This is a genomic window from Massilia sp. LXY-5 (assembly GCF_059801075.1).
On sequence record NZ_JBNNEH010000005.1, the window covers coordinates 542,107 to 564,633 of the forward strand.

General features: G+C 67.6%; 18 protein-coding genes. 6 read left to right on the forward strand and 12 right to left on the reverse strand.

Translation table 11 applies throughout. From position 1 onward, the window contains the following. Nucleotides 1–11 precede the first annotated feature (11 nt). From ACI48I_RS17535 to ACI48I_RS17565, 7 genes are all read right to left on the reverse strand, one after another. The gene (locus ACI48I_RS17535) at nt 12–773 is read right to left on the reverse strand and encodes an ABC transporter ATP-binding protein (protein WP_193686004.1); all 762 of its coding nucleotides are present in this window, start codon (nt 771–773) and stop codon (nt 12–14) included. Beyond that, nucleotides 770–1,621 carry an ABC transporter ATP-binding protein gene (locus ACI48I_RS17540; RefSeq protein WP_193686005.1) on the reverse strand — a complete coding sequence of 284 codons (852 nt, stop codon included), beginning with the start codon at nt 1,619–1,621 and terminating at the stop codon, nt 770–772. The genes ACI48I_RS17535 and ACI48I_RS17540 overlap by 4 nt, the downstream gene beginning before the upstream one ends. A gap of 10 nt (nt 1,622–1,631) precedes the next feature. Next, nucleotides 1,632–2,513 carry an ABC transporter permease gene (locus tag ACI48I_RS17545; protein WP_193686006.1) on the reverse strand — a complete coding sequence of 294 codons (882 nt, stop codon included), beginning with the start codon at nt 2,511–2,513 and terminating at the stop codon, nt 1,632–1,634. Continuing rightward, on the reverse strand, nt 2,510–3,562 hold the full coding sequence (locus tag ACI48I_RS17550) for an ABC transporter permease (protein ID WP_498574930.1): 1,053 nt from the start codon (nt 3,560–3,562) through the stop codon (nt 2,510–2,512). The genes ACI48I_RS17545 and ACI48I_RS17550 overlap by 4 nt, the downstream gene beginning before the upstream one ends. A gap of 1 nt (nt 3,563) precedes the next feature. Next, entirely contained in the window at nt 3,564–5,180 is a 1,617-nt protein-coding gene (locus ACI48I_RS17555; RefSeq protein ID WP_498574931.1) for an ABC transporter substrate-binding protein, read from the reverse strand. Between the two features lie 3 nt (nt 5,181–5,183). Next, nucleotides 5,184–6,338: a mandelate racemase family protein gene (locus tag ACI48I_RS17560; RefSeq protein WP_498574932.1), complete on the reverse strand. Its 1,155-nt coding sequence runs from the start codon at nt 6,336–6,338 to the stop codon at nt 5,184–5,186. Nucleotides 6,339–6,420: 82 nt separating this feature from the next. Further along, a complete protein-coding gene (locus tag ACI48I_RS17565) occupies nt 6,421–9,123 on the reverse strand; it encodes a TonB-dependent receptor plug domain-containing protein (protein WP_498574933.1) in 2,703 nt (900 codons plus the stop codon). 244 nt (nt 9,124–9,367) lie between these two features. Here ACI48I_RS17565 and ACI48I_RS17570 point away from each other — a divergent pair, with 244 nt between their 5' ends. Continuing rightward, a complete protein-coding gene (locus ACI48I_RS17570; protein ID WP_193686009.1) occupies nt 9,368–10,111 on the forward strand; it encodes a FadR/GntR family transcriptional regulator in 744 nt (247 codons plus the stop codon). A gap of 150 nt (nt 10,112–10,261) precedes the next feature. Here the strand turns inward: ACI48I_RS17570 and ACI48I_RS17575 are convergent, their stop codons facing one another. Together ACI48I_RS17575 and ACI48I_RS17580 are read right to left on the reverse strand one after the other, a co-directional pair. Further along, on the reverse strand, nt 10,262–11,413 hold the full coding sequence (locus tag ACI48I_RS17575; RefSeq protein WP_227496480.1) for a glycerate kinase: 1,152 nt from the start codon (nt 11,411–11,413) through the stop codon (nt 10,262–10,264). Between the two features lie 90 nt (nt 11,414–11,503). Next, a complete protein-coding gene (locus tag ACI48I_RS17580; RefSeq protein ID WP_193686010.1) occupies nt 11,504–12,397 on the reverse strand; it encodes a LysR family transcriptional regulator in 894 nt (297 codons plus the stop codon). Nucleotides 12,398–12,513: 116 nt separating this feature from the next. Between ACI48I_RS17580 and ACI48I_RS17585 the strand changes: the two genes are divergently transcribed. The 5 genes from ACI48I_RS17585 to ACI48I_RS17605 all read left to right on the forward strand — a co-directional run bounded on the left by ACI48I_RS17585 (nt 12,514) and on the right by ACI48I_RS17605 (nt 18,853). Then, nucleotides 12,514–13,704 (forward strand): CaiB/BaiF CoA transferase family protein, encoded by a 1,191-nt coding sequence (locus ACI48I_RS17585; protein WP_498574934.1) that lies wholly within the window; start codon nt 12,514–12,516, stop codon nt 13,702–13,704. A gap of 10 nt (nt 13,705–13,714) precedes the next feature. After that, entirely contained in the window at nt 13,715–14,680 is a 966-nt protein-coding gene (locus ACI48I_RS17590; RefSeq protein WP_498574935.1) for a hydroxymethylglutaryl-CoA lyase, read from the forward strand. Next, nucleotides 14,677–15,594, forward strand: coding sequence for an NAD(P)-dependent oxidoreductase (locus ACI48I_RS17595; RefSeq protein WP_498574936.1), 918 nt, complete (start codon nt 14,677–14,679; stop codon nt 15,592–15,594). Before ACI48I_RS17590 ends, ACI48I_RS17595 begins: the two co-directional genes overlap by 4 nt. A gap of 49 nt (nt 15,595–15,643) precedes the next feature. Then, complete coding sequence (locus ACI48I_RS17600; RefSeq protein ID WP_193686014.1) at nt 15,644–16,627, forward strand: Bug family tripartite tricarboxylate transporter substrate binding protein; 984 nt, start codon at nt 15,644–15,646, stop codon at nt 16,625–16,627. Between the two features lie 105 nt (nt 16,628–16,732). Further along, the gene (locus ACI48I_RS17605; protein WP_193686015.1) at nt 16,733–18,853 is read left to right on the forward strand and encodes a putative bifunctional diguanylate cyclase/phosphodiesterase; all 2,121 of its coding nucleotides are present in this window, start codon (nt 16,733–16,735) and stop codon (nt 18,851–18,853) included. Between the two features lie 18 nt (nt 18,854–18,871). On the opposite strand, the gene ACI48I_RS17610 is transcribed toward ACI48I_RS17605, so the two are convergent. Genes ACI48I_RS17610 through ACI48I_RS17620 form a run of 3 tightly spaced genes read right to left on the reverse strand, consistent with a single transcriptional unit; the run spans nt 18,872 to nt 22,499 of the window. Continuing rightward, nucleotides 18,872–19,843, reverse strand: coding sequence for a Bug family tripartite tricarboxylate transporter substrate binding protein (locus ACI48I_RS17610; protein WP_193686016.1), 972 nt, complete (start codon nt 19,841–19,843; stop codon nt 18,872–18,874). A 17-nt stretch (nt 19,844–19,860) separates the two neighbouring features. Continuing rightward, the gene (locus tag ACI48I_RS17615; RefSeq protein WP_193686017.1) at nt 19,861–21,207 is read right to left on the reverse strand and encodes an MFS transporter; all 1,347 of its coding nucleotides are present in this window, start codon (nt 21,205–21,207) and stop codon (nt 19,861–19,863) included. A 44-nt stretch (nt 21,208–21,251) separates the two neighbouring features. Continuing rightward, on the reverse strand, nt 21,252–22,499 hold the full coding sequence (locus ACI48I_RS17620; protein WP_498574937.1) for a benzoate/H(+) symporter BenE family transporter: 1,248 nt from the start codon (nt 22,497–22,499) through the stop codon (nt 21,252–21,254). Nucleotides 22,500–22,527 lie beyond the last annotated feature (28 nt).

Below are 22,527 nucleotides of genomic sequence, written 5' to 3' on the forward strand. Positions count from 1 at the left end.
GCTCCGCCCGCTCAGGCCGCGATCGGCCTGGCGCTGAAATTGCGCGTGGCCTCGACCAGCGTGCGCGTATAGGGATGCACGCTGCTGCCGTCGACCAGGGCGGCGCTGGCCTGGATGTCGACGATGCGCCCCTCCTGCATCACCGCGACGCGGTTGCACAGGTGCACCAGCACGCCCAGATCGTGCGTCACCATCAGGTAAGTCAGGCCATCGCGCTCGCGCAGTTCGGCCAGCAGGTTCAGGATCTCGGCCTGCACCGAGACGTCCAGCGCCGAGGTGGGCTCGTCGAGCAGCAGGATGCGCGGCTCGAGGACCAGGGCGCGCGCGATCGCCACCCGCTGGCGCTGCCCGCCCGACATCTGGTGCGGATAGCGGTAGCGGAACGAGTCGTTCAGGCCGACCCGCGCCAGGATGCGCGACACGCGCCCGTCGATATCGCCGATCCTGTGGATGCGCAGCGGTTCCGACAAGGCCGTGTCGACCGTATGGCGCGGGTGCAGCGAACCGTAGGGATCCTGGAACACCATCTGCATCTGGCGGCAACGCGCGCGGTCGATGCCGGGTTTCAAGGCCTGGCCGTCGATACTGGCCTTGCCGGTCCAGTGCGGGTACAGGCCGGCCAGGCAGCGCAGCACGGTGGTCTTGCCCGAGCCGGACTCGCCGACCAGGCCGAAGGATTCTCCTTCTGCCACCGAAAACGACACGTCGCTCAGCACCTTGTGGGCGGCGGCGCCGGTCCCGAAACTCAGGTTCAGGGCATCGACTGCAATCATGCTGCTTCCTCCGGGGTGAGCCACAATGGGTCGCGCTGCAGCACCGGCAGCACGGGCCGGCGATGGTCCATGTCCGGCAAGGCGGCCAGCAGGCCGCGCGTGTAGGGATGGCGCGCATTGTCGAGGTCCGCGGCGGCGATCGATTCGACCACCCGGCCGGCATACATCACGAGCACGCGGTCGCAGAAGCTGCGCACCAGGTTCAGGTCATGGCTGATGAAGATCAGCCCCAAACCGCGCGCGGTCACCAGTTCGTCGAGCACGGCCAGCACCTGGGCACGGACCGAGACGTCGAGCGCGGAGGTCGGCTCGTCGGCGATGACGATTTCCGGTTCCGGGATCAGCATCATCGCGATCATCACGCGCTGCCCCATGCCGCCCGAGATCTCGTGCGGATAGCTGTCGTAGACCCGCTGCGGATCGCGGATGCGCACCGCCTCCAGCATCGCGATCACTTTGTCTTTCGCCTGCGCGCGCGGCATTTTGCGGTGCGCCAGCAGGGCCTCGGCGATCTGGTGGCCCACTCTCATTACCGGGTTCAGCGAATATTTCGGGTCCTGCATGATCATCGACATGCGCCGCCCGCGTATCGCCCGCATCGCCTTTTCGTCGGCCCGCAGCAGGTCGGTGTCGCCGAAGCGCAGCACCTTCGCATCGATGCGGGCGCTGGCCGGATGGAGTTTGAGCAGCGCGCGTCCCACGGTCGACTTGCCGGAGCCGGATTCGCCGACGATGCCGAGCTTTTCGCGGCCCAGCGTGAACGACACGTTGCGGACCGCGTCCACCATCCCGTCGCGCGTCGCGAAACGCACCCCGAGTTCCTGTACATCGAGTTTGAGCTCGTTCATCGTCATCCTTTCAGCTGCGCGGATCGAACACGTCGCGCAGGCCGTCGCCCAGCAGGTTGAAGGCCAGGCTGACCAGCATGATCGCCGCGCCGGGCATGGCCACCAGCCACCAGCACTCCATCATGTAGCGGCGCCCGGCCGAGATCATGGCGCCCCACTCCGCCACCGGCGGCTGCGCGCCCAGGCCGAGAAAGCCCAGGCCGGCTGCGGTGAGGATGATGCCGGCCATGTTCATGGTCAGGCGCACCACCACCGAGGACAGGCACAGGGGCACGATGTGGCGCAACAGGATGCGCAGCGGCGAAGCGCCCTGCAGCTGGACCGCGGCGACGAAATCAGCCTTGCGCAGCGAACGGGTCTCGGCGCGCGCGAGGCGCGCGATCGGCGGCCAGGCGGTGAGCGCGATGGCGATCACCGCGTGTTCGAGGCCCGGGCCGAGCGCCGCCACGAAAGCCAGCGCCAGGACCAGGCTGGGGAAGGAGATGAAAATGTCGGTCACGCGCATGAACACGGTGTCGACCATGCCGCCGAAATAGCCGGACACCGCGCCCACCGCCAGCCCGACCGGCCCGACCACGGCCGTTACCAGGGCGACGATGTACAGCGTGGTGCGGGCGCCGTGGACGACGCGGCTGAAGACGTCGCGGCCGTACTCGTCGGTCCCGAACCAGTGGACGCCGTCGGGCGCGCGCAGCGCCATCGACAGGTCCTGAACCAGCGGATCGTGGCTGGCGATCAGCGGTGCGCACAGGGCGACCGCGACCAGCAGCAGCACCACCAGCGAGCCGGCCAGGGTCATGGGATTGTGCAGCAGGTGGCGCGCCGCGCGCAGCAGGCTTTCGCTGCGCGCCTGCGCCGGCGTGTAGGTAATCGTCAGGGAGGTAGTCATCATTTCATCCGCGGATCGAAGATTTTATACAGCGCATCGGAGACCAGGTTCAGGGTCACGAAGATGATGCCGACGATGAGTACGCAGCCCATCACCGCGTTCATGTCGCCCAGCAGCAGGCTGTTGGTGAGGTATTGGCCGAAGCCGGGCCAGGCGTACACGGTTTCGATCAGGACCGCGCCTTCGAGCAGGCCGCCATAGGCCAGCGCGACGATCGTCAGGAGCTGGACCAGGATGTTGCGGAAGGCGTGCTGCCACACCACCCGCCATTCCGGCAGCCCTTTTACGCGCGCCGTCAGCACGTATTCCTGCGACAGCTGGGCCAGCATGAAACTGCGCGTCATGCGGCTGATGAAGGCCATCGAATGCAGGCCGAGGATGCAGGCCGGCAGCGTGATGTGCTTGACCGCGTTGCCAAAGGCCGCCCAGTTGCCGGCCAGTGCGGTGTCGACCAGCAGCAGCCCGGTCGCGCGCGGCACCACGCCGTCGTATTCGAGCGCGATGCGCCCCGAGCCGCCGGCCCAGCCCAGCCAGGCGTAGAACACCAGTAAACCCATCATGCCGAACCAGAACACCGGTACCGAATAGCCGGACAGGCTGATGACGCGCACCACGTTGTCGCCCAGGCCGCCGCGCCGGGTGGCGGCAAACACGCCGAGCGGCACGCCGGCCAGCGCGCCGAGGACGATGGCCAGTGTGGCCAGTTCCACGGTGGCGGGAAACACCCGCGCGATGTCGGCGGTGACGGCGTTCCCGGTCAGCAGCGAGGTGCCCAGGTTGCCGCTCCCGAGTTCGGCGATATAGCGCCCGAACTGCACCCAGACCGGCTGGTCGACCCCGAGCCGGGCCGCCGCCTCCTTGTACATCGAGGCGTCCGCGTCGGGGCCGACCAGCGCCAGCACCGGGTCGACCGGCATCACGCGGCCGATGAAGAAGGTCAGCACCAGCAGGCCGAGCAGGGTCAGCGCGGTGCTGGCCAGGCGGCCGCGCATGGCGCCGGCGCGGGCGCGCCAGCGGGCCAGGTCGGGTCTCCAGGAGGTAGTCGAGGCCATCTCAGTCTTTGTAAACATCGCGCAGGTGGGTAGTGGCCGAGGGGTGGCCGATGTAGTTGTGAACGCGCTTGCTCAGCACGACCGTTTCGACCATTTGCGAGACCGGCTGGATGGCGCCGACTTCGCGTTCGTAACGCTGCTGGATGCGGCGGTACATCTCGTCCTGCACGGCCGGGTCGCGCTCGCGCACCGCCTCCTCGATCAGGCGGTTGATCTCGGGATCGTGGAAGCTAGTGCGCCAGCCCTGGAAATTGGTCAGGCGGGCGGCGTCGCTGTTGTCCGGGTTGTAGACCAGGGCGCGCAGGTTGGCGTGCGGATGCGGTTCGACCCCGCCGCCGCCGCGGCCGACGATGATCTCGAATTTGCGCTCGCGCATCGCGCCGTAGACCTGGTTACCGGTGCCCGACAGGATTTTCGCGTCGATGCCGGCCAGCGCCAGCGTCGCCTGCAAGGAAGTGGCGATGTTGATCAGCGGCGGATCCGACATCACGCGGATCGTGGTGGCGAAGCCTTTCGGATAGCCCGCCTCGCCCAGCAGTTTTCTGGCGGCCGCCGGATCGAGCCGGTAGCCGGGATCGGGCAAGGTAGCCGCCAGGCCGATCATGACCGGCCGCTGGTGGCTGACGCCGTAATTCGGCATGATGGCCGCGTTGATGCCCTGGTAGTCGATCAGGCTGCGCAGGGCGAGCCGCACCCGGCGATCGGCAAAGTGCGGATCCTTCATGCTGACGGCCACATAGTAGGAGGTGCCGCGCAGGACCGGCTGCACCACCACGCCCCCATGTTTTTTGAGCGCCTCGATGTCGGGACCGGCCATGCCGGCGGCCAGGTCGACGTCGCCGCGCTCGATCATGAAGCGCAGCGACAGCGATTCGCCGATGTGGCGCATGACCACGCGCCGCAATCTGGCCGGTCCGCGCCAGTAGCCGTCGAAGCGGTCGAGCAGCATGGCGTCCTTGGCGCGCCATTCGGTCAGCGCGAACGGACCCGAACCGGCGGCGTGGGTCAGCAGCCAGGCCGCACCGAGGTCGCCGTTCTTCTGGTGCGCCATGACGGCCTGGCGATCCAGAATCGCCGCGCTGACCGAGGTGGCGAGCGTATAGAGCACCATGCGCGGATCGGTCGCTTCCGGCAGGTCGATGCGCAGGGTACGCGCGTCCTCGGCGCGGATCAGGCGCTCGACGTTGGCGGCCTTGAAGCCGTAGCTTTTCCAAGGCGAGGCCATCGCCAGGTTGAGTTTCAACACCCGGCGCAAGGACCAGGCCGCGTCTTCGGCCGTCAGCGGGTTACCGGACTGGAAACGCACGCCTTCGCGCAGGGTCAGCGTGAGGCTCATGCGGTCGGGGGCGATCTCCCAGCGTTCGGCCAGCGCCGGCCGCACCTGGCTCAAATCCTGCGGATCGAGTTCGACCAGGTAGTCGTACAGGTTGGCCACCACCCCGAGCACGTCGTTGCCGGTGGCGCCCGCCGGGTCGAGCGACAGCAGGTTGTTCATGTTCATGCCGATCACCAGCTGGTCCTTCGGGGTGGCGGCGAAGGCGGCCATGCAGGCCACCGCCCCCACCACCGCCAATCCAGCCTGCACCGCCCGGCGCAGCCATGCGATCATCTTGTTCATCGCTCAGTAGGTTTCCACGGTATGCGCTTCGATGTAGCCGAAGTTGATGTCTTCGCCCAGGCCCGGCTGCTGCGACAGGTGGACGAAACCGTCGGCATCCATCGGGTCGGCCAGCGAATTGAGGTAGGCCGGGACCTGGTCGTAGTCGAGGAAGGGGTGCAGCAGGCCGCGCTCGTACCACTGGCAGTTCTTGATCGCCGCCGTCACCGCCAGGTTGGCCGCGCCGTTGCCATGCACTTCGCAGTTCATGCCGAAGGCGTCGGCCAGCGCCGCCACTTTCAGGGTCGGCGTAATGCCGCCCACGCCCGGCACGCCGGCGCGCAGGATGTCGCAGGCGCCGGCCTTGACCCAGTCGGCGCGGCTGTGGTGCTTGCCGGCGATCGATTCGGGCCCGACGATCGGAATATCGAGCTGGCCGGCAAGCCAGGCATAGGACGCGATGCTTTGTTCGTTCATCATCTCCTCGAACCAGGCGAAGTTCAGGCGCTCGAGCGCGCGTCCGATGGTCAGCGCGTCGGTACGACTGTACCAGTGGTAGCCGTCCAGCATCAAGGCGATGTCCGGTCCGACCGCCTCGCGCACCGCGGCGCAGGCCTTGATGTCCATCGAGACGCTGGGCGCAAACGACACCGGCGGCATCCAGGTGTGCAGCTTGATCGCCTTGTAGCCGCGTTCGACCAGCTTGACGGCGAAGCGCGCGTAGTCGTCGGGCGTGGACAGGCCGCCTTCGAGCTGGTCGCCGCACATCGTGCTGCCGTAGGCCGGCACCTTGTCGCGGTAGGCGCCGAGCAGTTTATATACCGGCGTCTTCAGCGCGCGGCCGGCCAGGTCCCACAGGGCCTGCTCGATCACGGCCAGCGCGCGGTCGGTCAGCTGGCCGGCGCTGCCGCGCTGCCAGTGTTCGAGGTCCTGCCACAGGCGCTCGCGGTCGAAGGCGTCCTGCCCGATCAGCACCTTGCGCGCGAAGGCTTCCAGGATGTGCGGGCGGATCACCTCGACCGGGCCGAACGCATGGCCGCGGTGGCCGTCGTCGGTGGTAATGGTGAGCATCGCCATCGTCACGCGCTTTTCCGGGCCCGGGTGGGAATGGCCGGCGCTGTCGCTGGTACGGCTGCTCAGGTAGTGGAACACAGTTCCCTGGACGCGTTCAATTTTCATCTGCTGCTCTCAAAATGGTCAAAAAACGGCCGGGCGGCGCACGCCCGGCCATGCACTTACAGGTCCGTATTACAGGTCCGTATCACAGGTCATAACTCAGGCGCAGGTTCCAGGCGCGGCCGATCGGGCTCGACACGTTGTTCGCGTAGCCGGTCGCGTTCGAGTTGGTCGCCGGCGGCCTGGTGTCGGCCAGGTTGCTGACGCCGACCAGGATGGTGGTGTGGGGAATGCCCTTGTAGCCGGCCGTCAGGTTCCAGATCGAATACGAGCTGATGTCGCGCCGGAACTCCGGCAGCACGTTGTTCAGGTCGTGGTAGCCGGTGTTGTAGAAGTTGGTCAGCTGGCCGAACCAGTCGGCCCTGTTCCACGACAGGCGCGCCGTGTGCTTCCAGCGGAAGGTGTAGGTCGGGGCCGAGCTGACGTTGCCCGAACCGATGGAACCGAACCGGCCCAGGTTCGAGATCCATTCGCCTCCCTTCTCGTTCTGGGTCTGGAAGCGGGTCACATAGGTGCCCTCCAGCCCGACCCGGAAGTCGCCCAGTGGATTCCGCGGGAGCTTGTACTGGAGGCCCAGGTCGACGCCGCTGGTGCGCAGGTCGCCCAGGTTGTCGGTGGTGTCCTTCACATAGGCGAGCGAGCCGTCCGGGTTCCTGACGAACAGGTCGGCGTACTTGGCGGTGTTGGTGAAGATCGCATTCTGGGCCAGCACGCCGATGCTGTTCCGGACGCGGATGTCGTACCAGTCGACCGAAACGGTGGCGTTCCGGATCGGCTCGACCACCACGCCGGCGGTCAGATTGCGCGCCTTCTCCGGCTCCACGTCCGGGTTGCTGCCCTGCTGGATCGGCAGGATGGCATTGCAGACCACCAGCGGATTGGCGCCGGCGACGGCCGTGCCGGTGCCGGGCACGCCCATCCGTCCACCCGGGCACAGGAGCGGGTCATCCCACCTGGCAGTGGTCAGCGCGGTGGCGCCCGGAAGCCGGTAGCCGTAGCGGTCGAAGATGGTCGGGGCGCGAAAGCCCGTGCTGGCCGAGCCGCGCAGCATCAGCAGCTTCGTCGGCTGCCAGCGCACGGTGAGCTTCGGGTTGACGGTGCTGCCGAAGTCGGAATAGCGGTCGCCGCGCACTGCCAGGCCGACGTCGAGTTCCTTCGTGAACGGCAGGTCGAGCTCGGCGAAGGCGGCCGCGATGTTGCGGCTGCCCCTGGAGTGGCTCGGCATGCGGTTCTGGTACGGGACCAGGGCGTCGCCGTCGAGCGAGCGGTCCTCGTCGCCGTCGTGGTGGAATTCGGCGCCAGTGGCGAGGGTGAGCGCGCCGCCGCCCAGTTGAACCAGTTCGCGCGTGAAGGTGGTGTCGACGCCCGTGTACACGTTGGTCGTGTGGCGGATCTGGTTGCCGTCGACCGAGATGCTTTTCAGGTAGTCGAGGCCCTTCGCATCCTGGGTGCCGAAGGGATTGAGGATGCCGTTCAGGACACCGGCGTTCAACTGCGGGCCGTTCAGGTAACCGCGCACGAAGTACGAGTCGCGCCGGCCCGCCGCGTACACGAAGCCGAGACGGTAATCCCAACCCAGGGCCTTGCCCTCGTCGGCCAGCACCAGGCGCATGTTCTGCTGCTCGTCGTCGGCGATCGCCGGGCCGAGTTCGGCCACGCTCCAGGATACGTTCAGGGGCGAACCGTTGATGCCGGCGATGGCCGGCACGCCGGCGCTTCCGCCTGGATAATACGGGCTGCTCGGCGTGATCTTCATGGTCACGCCGTTGAAGCCGACGCTGGTCGTCGGCGCCTTCTGCGTCTTGATGTGTTCCTTTGCGTAGAGCAGCTCGGCGGTGAACAGCTTGTCGTCGCCGTGGCGCAGGCTGCCCTTGCTGAAGAAGGTGGTCTGCGCATTGCCCGGCAGCGCCAGGATATAGTTGGCGCTCAGGGCGCAGGTATTCTTCGGCGCGGGTACCGAGTACGGCGCCGTGCAGCCTTTCGAATAATACGGATTGCCGGTGATGCCGGTGCTGGGCGAGAAGATGTTCGCCGGCTGCGCATAGGTGCCGGTACTGAGCTTGGGTGCGATGCCCAGGCTGGCCAGCTGTTCCGGGCTGCTCAGTTCCGGGCGGTCGGCCGAGTCGAGCGCGCTGCGCTTGTGATGGTCGACGGTGGCATAGACGTTCCAGCCGTCTTCGGCCAGCGAGCCGACGCCGCCCAGCACCGACAGCCGGTATTCGCGCCCGCCGCCCGAGCGTTCCGGCTGCACGGTTTGCGCCGTCACGTTCAGGCCCTTGAAGCTCGGGCGCGTGATGAAGTTGAGCACCCCGCCGACGGCATCGGCGCCGTAGGTCGAGGAAGCGCCGTCGCGCAGCACTTCGGCCCGGCTCAATGCGCTCATCGGGATCACGTCGACGTTCACGAAACCGTCCGAGATCGGCTCGTTGGCCAGGCGCCGGCCGTTGAGCAGGACCAGGGTGCGGTTGATGCCGATGCCGCGCATGTTGACGTTGGTGCCGGCGCCGGCCGACGAGGGCACGTTGGTGGCGCCCACCGGCAGCGAAGTGACGACGTCGGCAACCGTGGTCAGCGCGCTGTTGGTCATCTCCTCCGCCTTGACGGTGGTGACGGGCACCGCCTGCTCGCTGGCGACGCGCTTGATGCTGGAACCGGTGATTTCGACTTTCTGCATCGGCGCCGCCGGCGCGGCCTCCTGGGCCGCGGCCGCGCCGGCCAGGCTGAGGACTGCAAGGGCGACCGCGGTCGCCAGGATGGTACGTCGCTGCGGTGGGCAATTCTGGTACATACTCTCGTCTCCTCCGTTGGTTTAGGTAGGCATGTGTCCTTGCGCCGGCACCTGGCGCGATCGGCGCGGTGTGCGTGCCACCCGGACCGGCCCGGCTCGGACCTGCTGGTGGAAACGGCGGCTGGCGATGCGGTCAATGCCGCATTTCTCTTGCCAGTCGTCAGACAACTTACGACCGAGTATAATCACATCATTTTGGAATAGCAAGCATCTCGACCGTCTCATTTTTTTCACAAAAGCATCCATGAACGACACCCATCCCCTCCCGGCCCGCAAGAAGGCCCGTACCCTGGCGCACAGCGTAGTGGCCCATATTTCGGACATGATTCGCGACGGCCGCATCGCGCCGGGCGAGAAGATTCCCTCCGAGGCGGAGGTGATCGCCACGCTCGGCGTGAGCCGTTCGGTGGTGCGCGAAGCGGTCTCGCAGATGCAGGCCGCGGGCCTCGTCGAGACCTTCCAGGGCATCGGCACTTTTGCAGTGGCGGGCGCGCCCCAGCCGATGGGCATGGCGACGGAAGGCGTCGTCACGATGAAGGACGTGCTCGCCCTGCTCGAGCTGCGCATCAGCCTGGAGACCGAAGCCGCGGGGCTGGCGGCCAGCCGCCGCACCGACAGCGACCTGGCCAGGATCCACGCCGCGCTGGCGCATTTCCTCGCGCTCTGCCGTTCCGGCGCCGAGACGGCACAGGCCGATACCGCCTTCCACCTGTCGATCGCGCATGCCGCCGACAACCGCTTCCTGTACGACACCCTGAACCACCTGGGCACCAGGCTGCTCCCCGAAGCGCGCAAGAACACCGTCCAGTTCACGCGCGATGCCCCGTCGGTGTACATCGAGCGGGTGACGCGCGAACACGACGACATCGTGACCGCGATCGTCCGCCGCGATCCCGAGTCGGCGCGCGCGGCGATGCGCACCCACCTTAGCAACAGCCGTGAGCGCCTGCGCCGGGCTTACGAGGCCCATGAGGCGAAATCGGGCTGAGAAAGTGTTTTAAATCGCCAGATACTCGTCAGACGTCTGATTAGTGTTCGTGCATTTTCGCCTTTTCTCCTGAACTGGCAGCAACAAAAAAGGGCTCGCCACCGAAGTGGGCGAGCCCTCTTGCCTTGCGTCTGGAGTTCGCGCAGGCGCCTAGCCCCGGCTGTGCGCCTTGCCGAACAGCGCGGCGACCTGCCTGCCCGCGCGTTCCAGCAGCATCCCGGCATTGCGCATCGCGTAGTCCAGGCTCACCGGCCCGGGCTGGATCGAAAAGCAGCCGTCGAAGGCCGCTTCCAGCGCCGGGTCGAGTTCGACCGCGCCCGACAGCAGGGTCACCGGAATCCCGCTGTCACGGGCCAGGCGCGCCACCATGGCCGGGCCTTTGCCGAGCAGGGTTTGTCCGTCCGAGCGCCCTTCCCCGGTGATGATCCAGTCGTAGTCGACTGCGCCGGGCGTCAGCCGGTGCGCCTCGAGCACGAACTGCGCACCCGGGCGCAGGCTGCCGCCCACCACCGTCACGGCGAACCCCAGGCCGCCGGCGGCGCCCGCTCCGGCGGCGCGACTCAGGTCGTCCCCCAGCAAGGCCGTGCAGCAACGGGCGAAATGCGCCAGCACGGCATCGGCCTGCGCCAGGTCGCCGTATCCCTTTTGTCCGCCGAATATCATGCTGGCGCCCTCGGGCCCGTTGAGGGGACTGGTCACGTCGGTCAGGCCGATCAGGTGCAGTCCGCCCAGCCATTCGGCACCGGGCCGGCGCTCGACCGACTGCACCCGCATCAGGTTGTCGAAGACCGGATCGAGCTCGTTCCCGGCTTCGTCGCGACACACCAGGGCCAGTTCCGCCAGCATGCCGGCGCCGGCATCGTTGGTCGACGATCCGCCCAGGCCGAGCGCAATCGTCGTGAAGCCGCGTTCGTGGATCGCCCGGATCGCCTGGCCGACGCCGCGCGTGCTGCGTGCGCCCGGCGCTGCGACGGCCGCCGGCAGGCCGACGATCTCGGCGACGTCGAGCACCGCGAAGCTGCCCAGCGCAGGGCTGGTGCAGGCCGCGAAGGGCACGGCGATCGTGGCGCCGTTGGCGTCCCGCACACTGACCTGCAGCCAGGTCCCGCCCAGCCCCTGGGCGATGGCGCTGGCGGACCCCTCGCCGCCGTCGGCAATCGGGGCCTCGCTCACCAGCGCGCCGGGGATGGCGGCGCGCACGCCGGCGGCGATGCTGGCGGCGACGGCGCTGGCCGGCAGGCTGCCCTTGAAGGAATCGGGGGCGACCAGCACCCGCAGCGGTTTGCGTTCACGCGACATCATGTAATTCTCCTGAATGGACGATGATCATAGGGCAGGCGCGCCCGGGCCTGGATTGCCGATTGCTCCAGCTGCTTTTCCGGATCGGCAAAGCTAGCCCCCATGGCGCAAGTGGTCGAGCAGCTTGAGCGCCTCCGGGGCCAGCGAAGCGCGCGCACGCACGCCCAGCCACAGCGAACGCCGGGCCCAGGCGTCGGTCAGGCGAATCGCGTGCAGGCCCGTGTGCTCGGGGCGCACCGCGCCGTCGGGCAGCACGCCGACGCCCAGCCCGGCTTCGATCATGCGGCAAATGCCGTCGAAGCTGCTGACCTGGATCCGCAGGCGCAAGGCCTTGTCGAGCGAGGCGGCGGCGTCGGTCACGCGTTGCAGCAGCGAGCTTCCCGTGTTCAGGCCGACCAGGTCGTATTCGAGCGTCTCGGAAAACGAGATCTCCGTCAGCGCGGCCAGCGGATGGTCGGCGGGCACGACCACCATCAGGTGATCGCGCCGGTACAGGTATTTTTCCAGGCTGGGCGCGGGCACGTTGTCGGCAAAAATACCGAGGTCCGCCTCGCCCGCCGCCACCGCCGCAATCGATTCGGCGCTGACCTTTTCCTCCAGGCTGAGGCGAATCAGGGGCTCCTCGCGCACGAAGGCGGCCAGGTCGCGCGGCAGGAACTGCGTGACCGCCGAGGTGTTGGCCCAGATCCGCACATGGCCGCGCACGCCGATGGCGAAATCGCCCATCGCATCGGCCATCCGGTTCACCGAATCGAGCACCGCGCGCGCGTGCTGCACCAGCTCCGTTCCCGCCGGGGTCAGTTCCAGCCCGCGCGGATGGCGGATGAACAGGCTGCAGTCGGCGGTGCGCTCGAGTTCCGCGATGCGCTTGCTCAGCGCCGACAGCGTCATGTGCGACTTGTCCGCCGCACGCGTCAGGCTGCCGGTGAGCGCCACGTGCAGGAACACGCGCAGGGACTGCAGGTCGAAGTGGCCGGGATTGATCATGGGGGCATCGGTTCGCTTTTCCGAAATGGAAAGGGTCCTTGAAGAATAACCGATTTCCAAACGGTTCCGCCAGACCTACTATCGATCCGACAACGTGAACAATCGAGGAGACGACCATGACGAAACCCCTGCGAGGCTTGCGGGTCATCGAGCTTGGACAACTGATCGCCGGGCCCTTTGCCGGCAAGATGCTGGCCGAATTCGGCGCCGAGGTCATCAAGATCGAACCGCCCGGCAGCGGCGACCCGCTGCGCAAGTGGCGCCTGCTGCACGAAGGCACCTCGGTCTGGTGGGCGGTGCAGTCGCGTAACAAGCAATCGGTGTCGCTCGACCTGCGCACGCCGGAAGGCCAGGACGTCGTTCGTACACTGGTGCAGGACGCCGATGTCCTGATCGAGAACTTCCGTCCCGGGACCATGGAAGCCTGGAACCTGGGCTGGGAGGCCCTGCATGCGATCAACCCGAAGCTGGTCATGCTGCGCGTGTCCGGCTATGGCCAGACCGGCCCTTACCGCGACCGTCCCGGCTTCGGCGTGGTCGGCGAAGCCATGGGCGGCCTGCGCCACCTGAGCGGCGAACCCGGGCGCACGCCGGTGCGTGCCGGGGTCTCGATCGGCGACTCGCTCTCCGCCCTGCACGGGGTGATCGGCGTGCTGCTGGCCCTGCGCCACCGCGACCAGAACGGCGGCGAAGGGCAAGTCGTCGACGTGGCGCTGTACGAGTCGGTCTTCAACATGATGGAAAGCCTGTTGCCGGAATACTCGGTGTTCGGCACGGTGCGCCAGGCTGCCGGCAGCAGCCTGCCGGGCATCGCCCCCACCAATGCCTACCTGTGCGCCGACGGCAAATACGCGCTCATCGCCGGCAACGGCGACGGCATCTTCCGGCGCCTGATGGAGGTCATCGAGCGGCTGGATCTGCGCGACGACCCGGAGCTGGCCCGCAACGACGGCCGCGTCAGGCACGTGGCGCGCCTCGACGCGGCGATCGGCGCCTGGGCCGCCGAGCGCACGCTCGACGAGGTACTGGACCGCCTCAACGAAGCGCGCATTCCGGCCGGCCGCATCTACGACGTCGCCGATATTGCCGCCGACCCGCACTACAAGGCGCGCGAGATGATCCTCGACACCCAACTGGCGGACGGCACGCCGGTGCAGGTGCCCGGCATCGTCCCCAAACTGAGCGCGACCCCGGGCGAGGTGCTGCATGCGGCACCGGCCCTGGGCGAACACACCGATGCGGTGCTGGCCGACATCGGCATCGATTCCACCACCCGCGCTGCCTGGCGTGCGCGCGGCATCATCTGAAGGAGCCGTGATGGCCAAGCAGCGTCTGTACATCCAGGAAGTCGCGACCCGCGACGGCTTCCAGAACGAGGCGGTCTACGTCGAGACCGAGGACAAGATCGCGCTCGTGAACGCCCTGAGCGAGTGCGGCTACGCCAAGATCGAAGTCACCTCGTTTACTTCACCGAAAGCGATTCCGGCGCTGAAGGACGCCGAAGCGGTGATGCACCAGATCCGGCGCAAGGAAGGCGTGGTCTACACGGTGCTGGTGCCGAACATCCGCGGCGCGGAGCGCGCCCTGTCCTGCAAGGTCGACGAAGTGAACCTGGTGATGTCGGTGAGCGAATCCCATAACCGCCGCAACCTGCGCATGACCCGCGAGCAGTCGTTTGCCCAGCTGGCGGAGGTGGTCAAGGTCGTCAAACAGTCGCCGGTCGCCGTCAACGTCTCGCTGTCGACCGCGATGGGCTGCCCGATGGAGGGCGAGGTGCCGGTGGCCGAAGTGCTGGACTGGACGGCACGCTTCGCCGACCTCGGCGTGCACGGCGTGACCCTGTGCGATACCACGGGCATGGCCTATCCCTCCCAGGTCGGCGAGCTGTCCCGGCTGGCCCGTGCGCGCTTCCCGGCGCTGGAGCTGACACTGCACTTCCATAACACGCGCGGCCTGGCGCTGGCGAATACCCTGGCCGCGCTGGCGGCGGGCATCGACCGCTTCGATTCTTCCCTCGGCGGCCTTGGCGGCTGCCCGTATGCGCCCGGCGCCAGCGGCAATGTCTGCACCGAGGAGCTGGTGCACATGCTCGAACTGGAGGGCTACGACACCGGCGTGGACCTGGACGGGATCCTGGCCGCCGCCGCCCGGCTGCCCGGCCTGATTGGCCATGAGGTGCCGAGCCAGATCCTGAAGGCCGGCCGCCGGCTCGACCTGCATCCGATGCCGGAGGGCGGCGCGGACATGCCGGAGCAGCGCGCGTTCGCGGGAGCGGCCGCATGAAAGTCGTCTTCCTGGATGCGGCCACGCTCCCGACCGGCCTGCGTTTCGACCAGGCGACGATCGACTACACGGCCTGGCCGTCGACCACGCCCGAGCTGGTGGCGGAACGGATCCGCGAGGCCACGGTCGTCATCACGAATAAGGTGCGCCTGGACGCCGCACAGCTGCGCGCCGCCGGCCAGTTGCGGCTGGTGGCGGTAGCCGCCGCCGGTACCGACAACATCGATCGCGAGACCGCTGCCGAATTGGGCATCGCGGTGGCCAACGTGCCCGACTACGGTTCCGATTCCGTTGCCGAGCACGTGATCGCGACCCTGTTCGCGCTGCGCCGCCATCTCGTCACCTACGCCGCCGCCGCGGTCGACGGCCGCTGGAGCGCCTCCGGACACTTCTGCTGGACCGGGCCGCGCATCCGCGACGTCGGCGGCAGCGTGTTCGGCGTCGTCGGACGCGGCCGCATCGGCGAAGCGGCGGCGCGGCTGGCGCGCGGGCTCGGGATGCAGGTGCTGTTCGCCCAGGCACCCGGCAAGCCGTGCCGGGACGATGAGCTGCCCCTTGGCGAATTGCTGGAATGCGTGGACGCGCTGACCCTGCACGTGCCGCTGACGCCAGCTACGCGCGGCATGATCGGCAGGGAGGCGCTGGCGCGCATGAAGCCGGACGCCGTCATCGTCAACACCGGCCGCGGTGCACTGGTCGACGCCGAAGCACTGGTGGAGGCCCTGCGGCTGGGGCGCATCGGCGGCGCCGCGCTCGACGTGCTCGATGTCGAACCGCCGCCCCCGGATCACCCGCTGCTGGCGCGCGACCTGCCGAATTTGCTGGTCACGCCGCACGTGGCCTGGGCCAGCGAACATGCGCAGGCGCGGCTGGCACGCAGGCTCGAAGAGCTGGTGCAGGCGCAGCTGGATTGATACCGCATTCAGGCAGCACACATATGATCAGACCAACCAGGAGACAAGCATGAAACCCATCCACAACCTGCTTTCGCACACCGTCATCGGCCTCGGCATGCTTGCCGCCACGGCCGCACAGGCGCAGGACCCGGCCTGGCCGGCCCAGTCGATCACGCTGATCGTGTCCTCGGCGGCAGGCGGCACCACCGACATGGCCGCGCGCATGATTTCCGATCCCCTGTCGAAGGCACTGGGCAAACCGGTGGTCGTCGACAACCGGCCGGGCGGCTCGGGCGCGATCGCGGGGTCGGCCGTCAAGCGCGCAAAGCCCGACGGCTATACCCTGCTGGTCCAGTACTCCGGCTACCAGGTCGTCACGCCCCATTTGATGAAGCTGCCCTTCGACCCGATCAAGGACTTTGCGCCGGTGGCCAACCTGCTGGTGGCGCCGCAGGTGATCGTGGTGCGCCCGGACATCCCCGTCAAGACGCTGCCGGAACTGGTCGGCTACGCCAGGGCCCACCCGGGTAAACTCAGCTACGCCTCGTCGGGCAACGGCTCGCTGCAGCACGTCACCGGCGAAATGATCCGCCACCTGACGCAGGCCGACATCACCCACGTCCCGTACAAGGGCACCGGCCCCGCCATCACCGATCTCCTCGGCGGCAATGTCGACATGACCTTCACCACGGCCCCTCCCCTGATCAGCCACATCAAGACCGGAAAACTGCGCCCGCTGGCCATCACCGGCGACGTGGCCCTGCCGGCCGTCCCCAACGTGCCGACCACCGCCGCCATCAAGGGCTTCGAGAAGCTCGACGTCAGTTCGTGGTTTGCCGTGTATGCGCCGGCCGGTACGCCCAAGCCGGTGATCGACAGGCTGACGAGCGAGATCGGCAAGATCACGCAGACGGCGGAGTTCAAGAGCAAGGCGGAAGCGCAGGGCGCCTACGCCGTGTACATGAACCCGAAGGAGCTCGGCGACTACACCGCCAGGGAATTCCAGAGCTGGGGCAAGTTCGTGAAAGAGGCGAAGATCACGGGAGAATGAGCAGGCAGGCAGCGGGGACGGCGGCGGCCAAGCGCGCGCCATCTGCGGGTCAAACTGCTAGTATGCCGCGATCGCTTGCCGATTGTCGTTGCCTCTCCGACTGCCATGCCGCCCTCTTCCCCAGCGGACCTCCTCTGCTCCCCCGGCGTGCTGCATGACCAGCTGCCGGCGGGTATCGTTGTGCATGCCCCGGACGGCCGCATCGTCTCGGCGAATCGGCTGGCCCAGGAACTGCTGGGCCGGAGCGAAGCGCAGCTGCTCGGGGTCGACCCCAGCGCCAGCGCCTGGGCCGTGCTGCGCGAGGACGGCTCGCCCATGCCGCCCGAGGAATTTCCGGCACACGTCGTGCTGAGCACCGGCCGCAAACTGTCGGGCCTCGTCGCCGGCATCGTCGGTTCCGGTTCGCCGTCCTGGCTGTTGTGCAACGCCTACCCGGACTTCGACGAAGCCGGGCGCCTGCGCCAGGTGGTGGTCTGCTTCACCGATTGCACGGCCTTGAAGAGGACCCAGCAATCCCTGGAGAAATCGGAAGAACGCCTGCGGCTCGTGCTCAAGGGCTCCACCGATGCACCCTGGGACTGGGACCTGGTCACGGGCGAGGTGTATTACTCGGCGCGCTGGTGGAACATGCTCGGCTACTGCAGCGGCGAAGGGCTGGACGACTCCGGCGCCTGGCGCCGTCTGCTGCACCCGGAAGACGACGCGATGATCGGCGCCTATCTCGCGGACCTGTTGCCGGGCACGCGCGACGGCTACAGCCTGGAGTTCCGGCTGCGGCACCGGGAAGGACACTATGTGCCCGTGCTGTCGCGCGGCTATGTGCTGCGCGACCACAGCGGCAGGCCGCTGCGTATTTCCGGCGTCAACACCGACCTCACGGAGCGCAAGCGTACCGAGCGGCACATCTACGAACTGGCCTATTTCGACCATTTGACGGGCCTGCCGAACCGCCGCTTCCTGATCGAGGAACTGGGACACGTGCTGGCGCGCGGGCGGCGCTCGGGACATTATGGCGCCCTGCTCTACCTCGACCTCGACAACTTCAAGCTGCTCAACGACACGATGGGGCACGACCTGGGCGACATGCTGCTGCGCCAGACCGCCGAGAGGCTGCGCGCCACGGTGCGCCACAGCGACCAGCTGGCACGGCTTGGCGGCGACGAATTCGTCGTGGTGCTGGAAGACCTGGGCATGTCGCCGCGCGCCGCGGCCGCCGAGGCCGACCGGGTCGCGAACAAGATCCTGTCGGCCCTCGGCCAGCCCTACCAGCTCGACTCGCTCCTGTTCAAGAACACGGCGAGCATCGGCATCACGCTCTTCGACAGCACCGGTACCGACATCGAAACCCTGCTCAAGCAGGCCGACCTGGCCATGTACCGCGCCAAGGCCGACGGGCGCGACATGGCCCGCTTTTTCGATCCCAGCATGCAGAACGAGGCCGACCGCCGCGCCGCCTTCGAGCTGGCGATGCGCGACGGCCTGTCGCTGGGCGAGTTCCGCCTGTTCTGCCAGCCGCAGTTCGATGGCCACGGGCGTCTGGTGGGCGCCGAGGTGCTGGTCCGCTGGCAGCGCGGCGAGCACGGGCTGGTCGGCCCCGACGATTTCATCGGCTTCGCCGAGGAGTCGGGCCTCATCCTTCCCCTGGGCGAGTACGTGCTGGAGGAAAGCTGCCGCGCACTCGCGCGCTGGGAGCGCGACCCCGTGCTGGCGTGCCTGAAGCTGGCAGTGAACGTCAGCATCCACCAGATGCGCGATTCGGATTTTCCGGCGGCGGTGGCGACGATCCTGGACGCCACCGGCGCGCCCCCGAAACGGCTCTGCCTGGAACTGACCGAGAGCGTGTTCGCCGAAAACATGCAGGAAATTAGCGAACGCATGTACGCGCTTCGGTCCCAGGGCATCTGCTTCTCGCTCGACGATTTCGGCACCGGCTATTCCTCGCTGGCCTATCTCAGGCGCTTCCCGCTCTCCGCGCTGAAGATCGACCGCTCCTTCGTGCACGACATCGGTATCGATCCGGCCTCGGGATCGATCGTCGAGGCGATCATCGCGCTGGCCCGCAAGTTCAAGCTCGAGATCGTGGCCGAGGGCGTCGAGCACGAGGCGCAGCGAACATTCCTGGTCCATGGCGGCTGTTCCTCGATGCAGGGCTTCCTGCTGGGGCGCCCGCTGCCGATGGCCGAGTTCGAGCACATGTACGGCGCCGCCGGCGCCGGGCATGCATGAGCGCCGCCCCCCGCCGCCCTAGTCGGCCTTGATGTTGCGCTCGCGGACGATCTGGGCCCAGCGCGCCGTTTCCGTCTTCAGCGTGGCCGCCAGTTCCTGCGGCGATGAACCGACAGGTTCCGCGCCGATCTGGGCAAAGCGCGCCCGGACATTGGCCTGCTTCAGCGCTTTCACCAGTTCGGCATTGAGGCGATCCACGATCGGCTTCGGTGTCCTGGCGGGCACGAAGACGGCATACCAGCCGCTCAGCTCATAGCCCGGAAGACCCGACTCGGAAATCGTCGGGACGTTCGGGAAGACGCTCGATCGTTTGGCGGTGGTCACGGCGAGCGCCTTCAGCCTGCCCGACTCGACATAGGGCTTGGCCGACGAGAGCGAATCGAACATGATGTCGACCTGCCCGCCCATCAGGTCGGTCACGGCCGGCGCGCTGCCTTTGTACGGCACGTGCACGATGTCGACGCCGGCCATCGAATTGAACAGTTCGGCCGCCAGGTGCACGGTCGTGCCGTTGCCGGCCGACGCGTAGGTGAGCTTGCCCGGCCGGGCTTTCGCCAGCGCGACCAGCTCTTTCACGTTGTTGGCTTTCACGGATGGATGGGCAACGAGCAGGTTGGGCACGATGCCCACCAGGCTGACCGGTTCGAAGTCGCGGGTGGCGTCGTATTGCAGTTTCGGATAAATGCTCGGGTTCACCGCGTGGCCGACGGACACGATCAGCATGGTGTGGCCATCCGGCGCCGCCCTGGCGACGATGCCGGAGCCGATCGCGCCGCCGGCGCCCGGCCGGTTCTCGACCACGACCGGCTGCTTCATGCTGACCGAGAGGCTCTCGCCGAGCGTGCGCGCCATCGTATCCATCGCACCGCCCGGCGGGAAGGGCACCACCCATTTGATGGGCTGGCTCGGGTAGGCTTCCGCGGCGGCGGCATCGACGCTGCAGGAAATCAAGGCGCTCGCGGCGAGTACTGTAAAGACGGTCCGGTTCATATCATCTCCCATCGTGATCAGGCGGTCTCGCGCACCGCGCCAGCCAGCGGCAGGGGCGCCGTCGCGGAGCGCTCATGCCGGATCAGCGAGACGGCAATCGTGGCGACGACGGCCGGGATCGAAATGGCCAGGAAATTCTGCTGCAGCGGCAGCTGCATGCCGACCAGGGTGCCGATCACGATCGGCGCCAGGATGGCACCGCTGCGGCCGACACCCGAAGCCCAGCCGATGCCGGTGGAGCGGATCGCGCTCGGGTAGAACTGGCCAGCATACGCGTAAGTGACGATCTGGGTGCCGATGGTCGAAGCGCCCGCAAGGCCGACCAGCAGGAACAGCACCGGCGTCGATACCGGATAGCCCAGCAGCGTGATCGACACCGCGGCCAGCGCATACATGGCCACCAGCACGTACTTGATGTGGAAGCGGTCGGCCAGCCAGCCGCCGCCGACGGCGCCGATCACGGCGCCGAAGTTCAGCACCAGGACAAACGTCAGCGCGGAACCGAGGCTGTAGCCGGCGCCAGCCATCAGCTTGGTCAGCCAGGAGCTGAGCGCATACACCATGAACAGGCACATGAAGAAGGCAACCCAGAACATGATGGTGGAGAAGGCGCGGCCTTCCTGGAACAGTTTACCGACGGGCGCGCCGGAGGCACGGTCGACCGCCGGCAGCGCGAAGCTGTCGCCCGCCTGCGGGCGGTAGCTCGGGTCGAGGCGCAGCACGATGGCCTTGAGTTCCTCGAGACGGCCCTGCCTGACCAGGAAAGGCATCGACTCCGGCATCGATTTCAGGACGAAGGGAATCAGCAGCACCGGCACGCCGGCCGCCAGGAACACCGACTGCCAGCCGTGCTGTTCGATCAGGCCCTTGCCGAGGACGGCCGCGAGCATGCCGCCGACGGCATAGCCGCTGAACATCAGGGTCACCATCGTGGCGCGGATCTTGCGCGGCGAGTATTCGGTCATCTGCGCCACCACGTTCGGCATCACGCCGCCGATGCCCAGGCCCGCCAGGAAGCGCATCACGCTGAACACATAGGGATCGTGGGTGAGGCCGGCGGCGGCCGTGAAGACGCTGAACAGCGCGAGGCAGATGACGATCGCCCAGCGGCGGCCGATGCGGTCGGCCAGGGTGCCGAGGAAAATCGCGCCGAACATCATGCCGAACAGGGCCGAACTGACCATGAAGCCGGCGTTCTGGGCGGTGACGCCCATGTCCTTCATGATGGACGGGACGGCGATGCCGGCCACCGCCAGGTCGTAGCCGTCGCAAATGATGATCAGGGCGCACCACAGCAGCAGGGATGCGTGGAAGCCGTTGAATTTCGCCGCGTCGGCGGTTTTGTGGATGTCGATGTGTCGCATGATACTTGTCTCCGTTATCGTTGGGTTTTGGTGCGAAACGCTCTTTACTGCGGGTTTTTCGATCTCTGAAGGTGCAACATCCAGTAGGCGAGCATGCCGATCACGATCCCCCAGAAGGCTGAGCCGAGGCCGAGGAAGCTCATGCCCGATGCGGTGGCGAGAAAGGTGATGACGGCGGCCTCGCGGTGGTCTTCCGCCGCATTGACTGCCGCCAGGTTGGCGGTTATCGGCCCGAGCAGGGCCAGGCCGGCCAGCGTGACGACCAGTTCCTTCGGCAGCGCCGCGAACAGCATCACGATCGAGCCGCCGCACAGGCCCGCCAGCAGGTAGAACACCCCGTTGGCGATGCCGGCCACGTAGCGCCGGCGCGGGTCCTCATGGGCGTCCGGCCCGGTGCACATCGCGGCGGTGATCGCGGCGATCGCGATCGTGATGCCGCCGGTGACCGCCACCGCCAGCGAGACCAGGCTGTTGACCGCCATGATCTGGCGCACGTTGGTGTCGTAGCCGGAGGATTTCAGCACTGCCATGCCCGGCAGGTACTGGCCGGCGAGCGTCACCAGCACCAGCGGCAAGGCCAGGCTGAAGGTGCTGGCCCAGGACCAGGCGGGCGCGATGAATTGCGGGGCGACCAGCTTCAGCTCGACGCGCGAGAAATGGGTGGTATCGAGCAGGAACGCGAGCAGCACGCCGGCGACCAGCAGCAGCATGACGCTGTAGCGCGGCGCCAAGCGCCGGAAGGCCAGCCAGGCGATGATCATGCCGCAGGCCAGCAGCGGCAGCGTGGCGGTCGAGCGGAAGGCATTCAGGCCGAAGGGCAGCAGGATCCCGGCCATCATGCCGCTGGCGACACCCTTCGGCACATGGGCCATGACGCGGTCGAAACTGCCGGACAAGCCGATCGCCAGCAGGATCGCGGCGGCCGTCAGGTAAGCGCCGACCGCTTCGTTCAGCGACAGGCCGGGGAACAGCGTGATCAGCAGGGCCGTGCCCGGCGCCGACCAGGCGGTGATGATCGGGGCCCGCAGCACCCAGGAGAGGACGATGCCCGACACGGCAGCGCCGATCGAGATGCCCCAGACCCAGGAAGCGAAGCCGGCGCCGTCGACCTGGGCCGCCTGGGCTGCCTGGTAGAAGATCGCGAGCGGTCCGGTGAAGGACACCAGCACGGCGAGAAAGCCCGCCGTGACGCTGGAAGCCGACCAGTCGGACCAGGACCGGCCGCCGGCGCCGGCGGCCTGGGATACGGCGGGCAAGGCATCCGCCGGCCTTCGATGACCAGTCTGTAGCATGCGTGTCTCCGGTAGTGAATCGTACGCG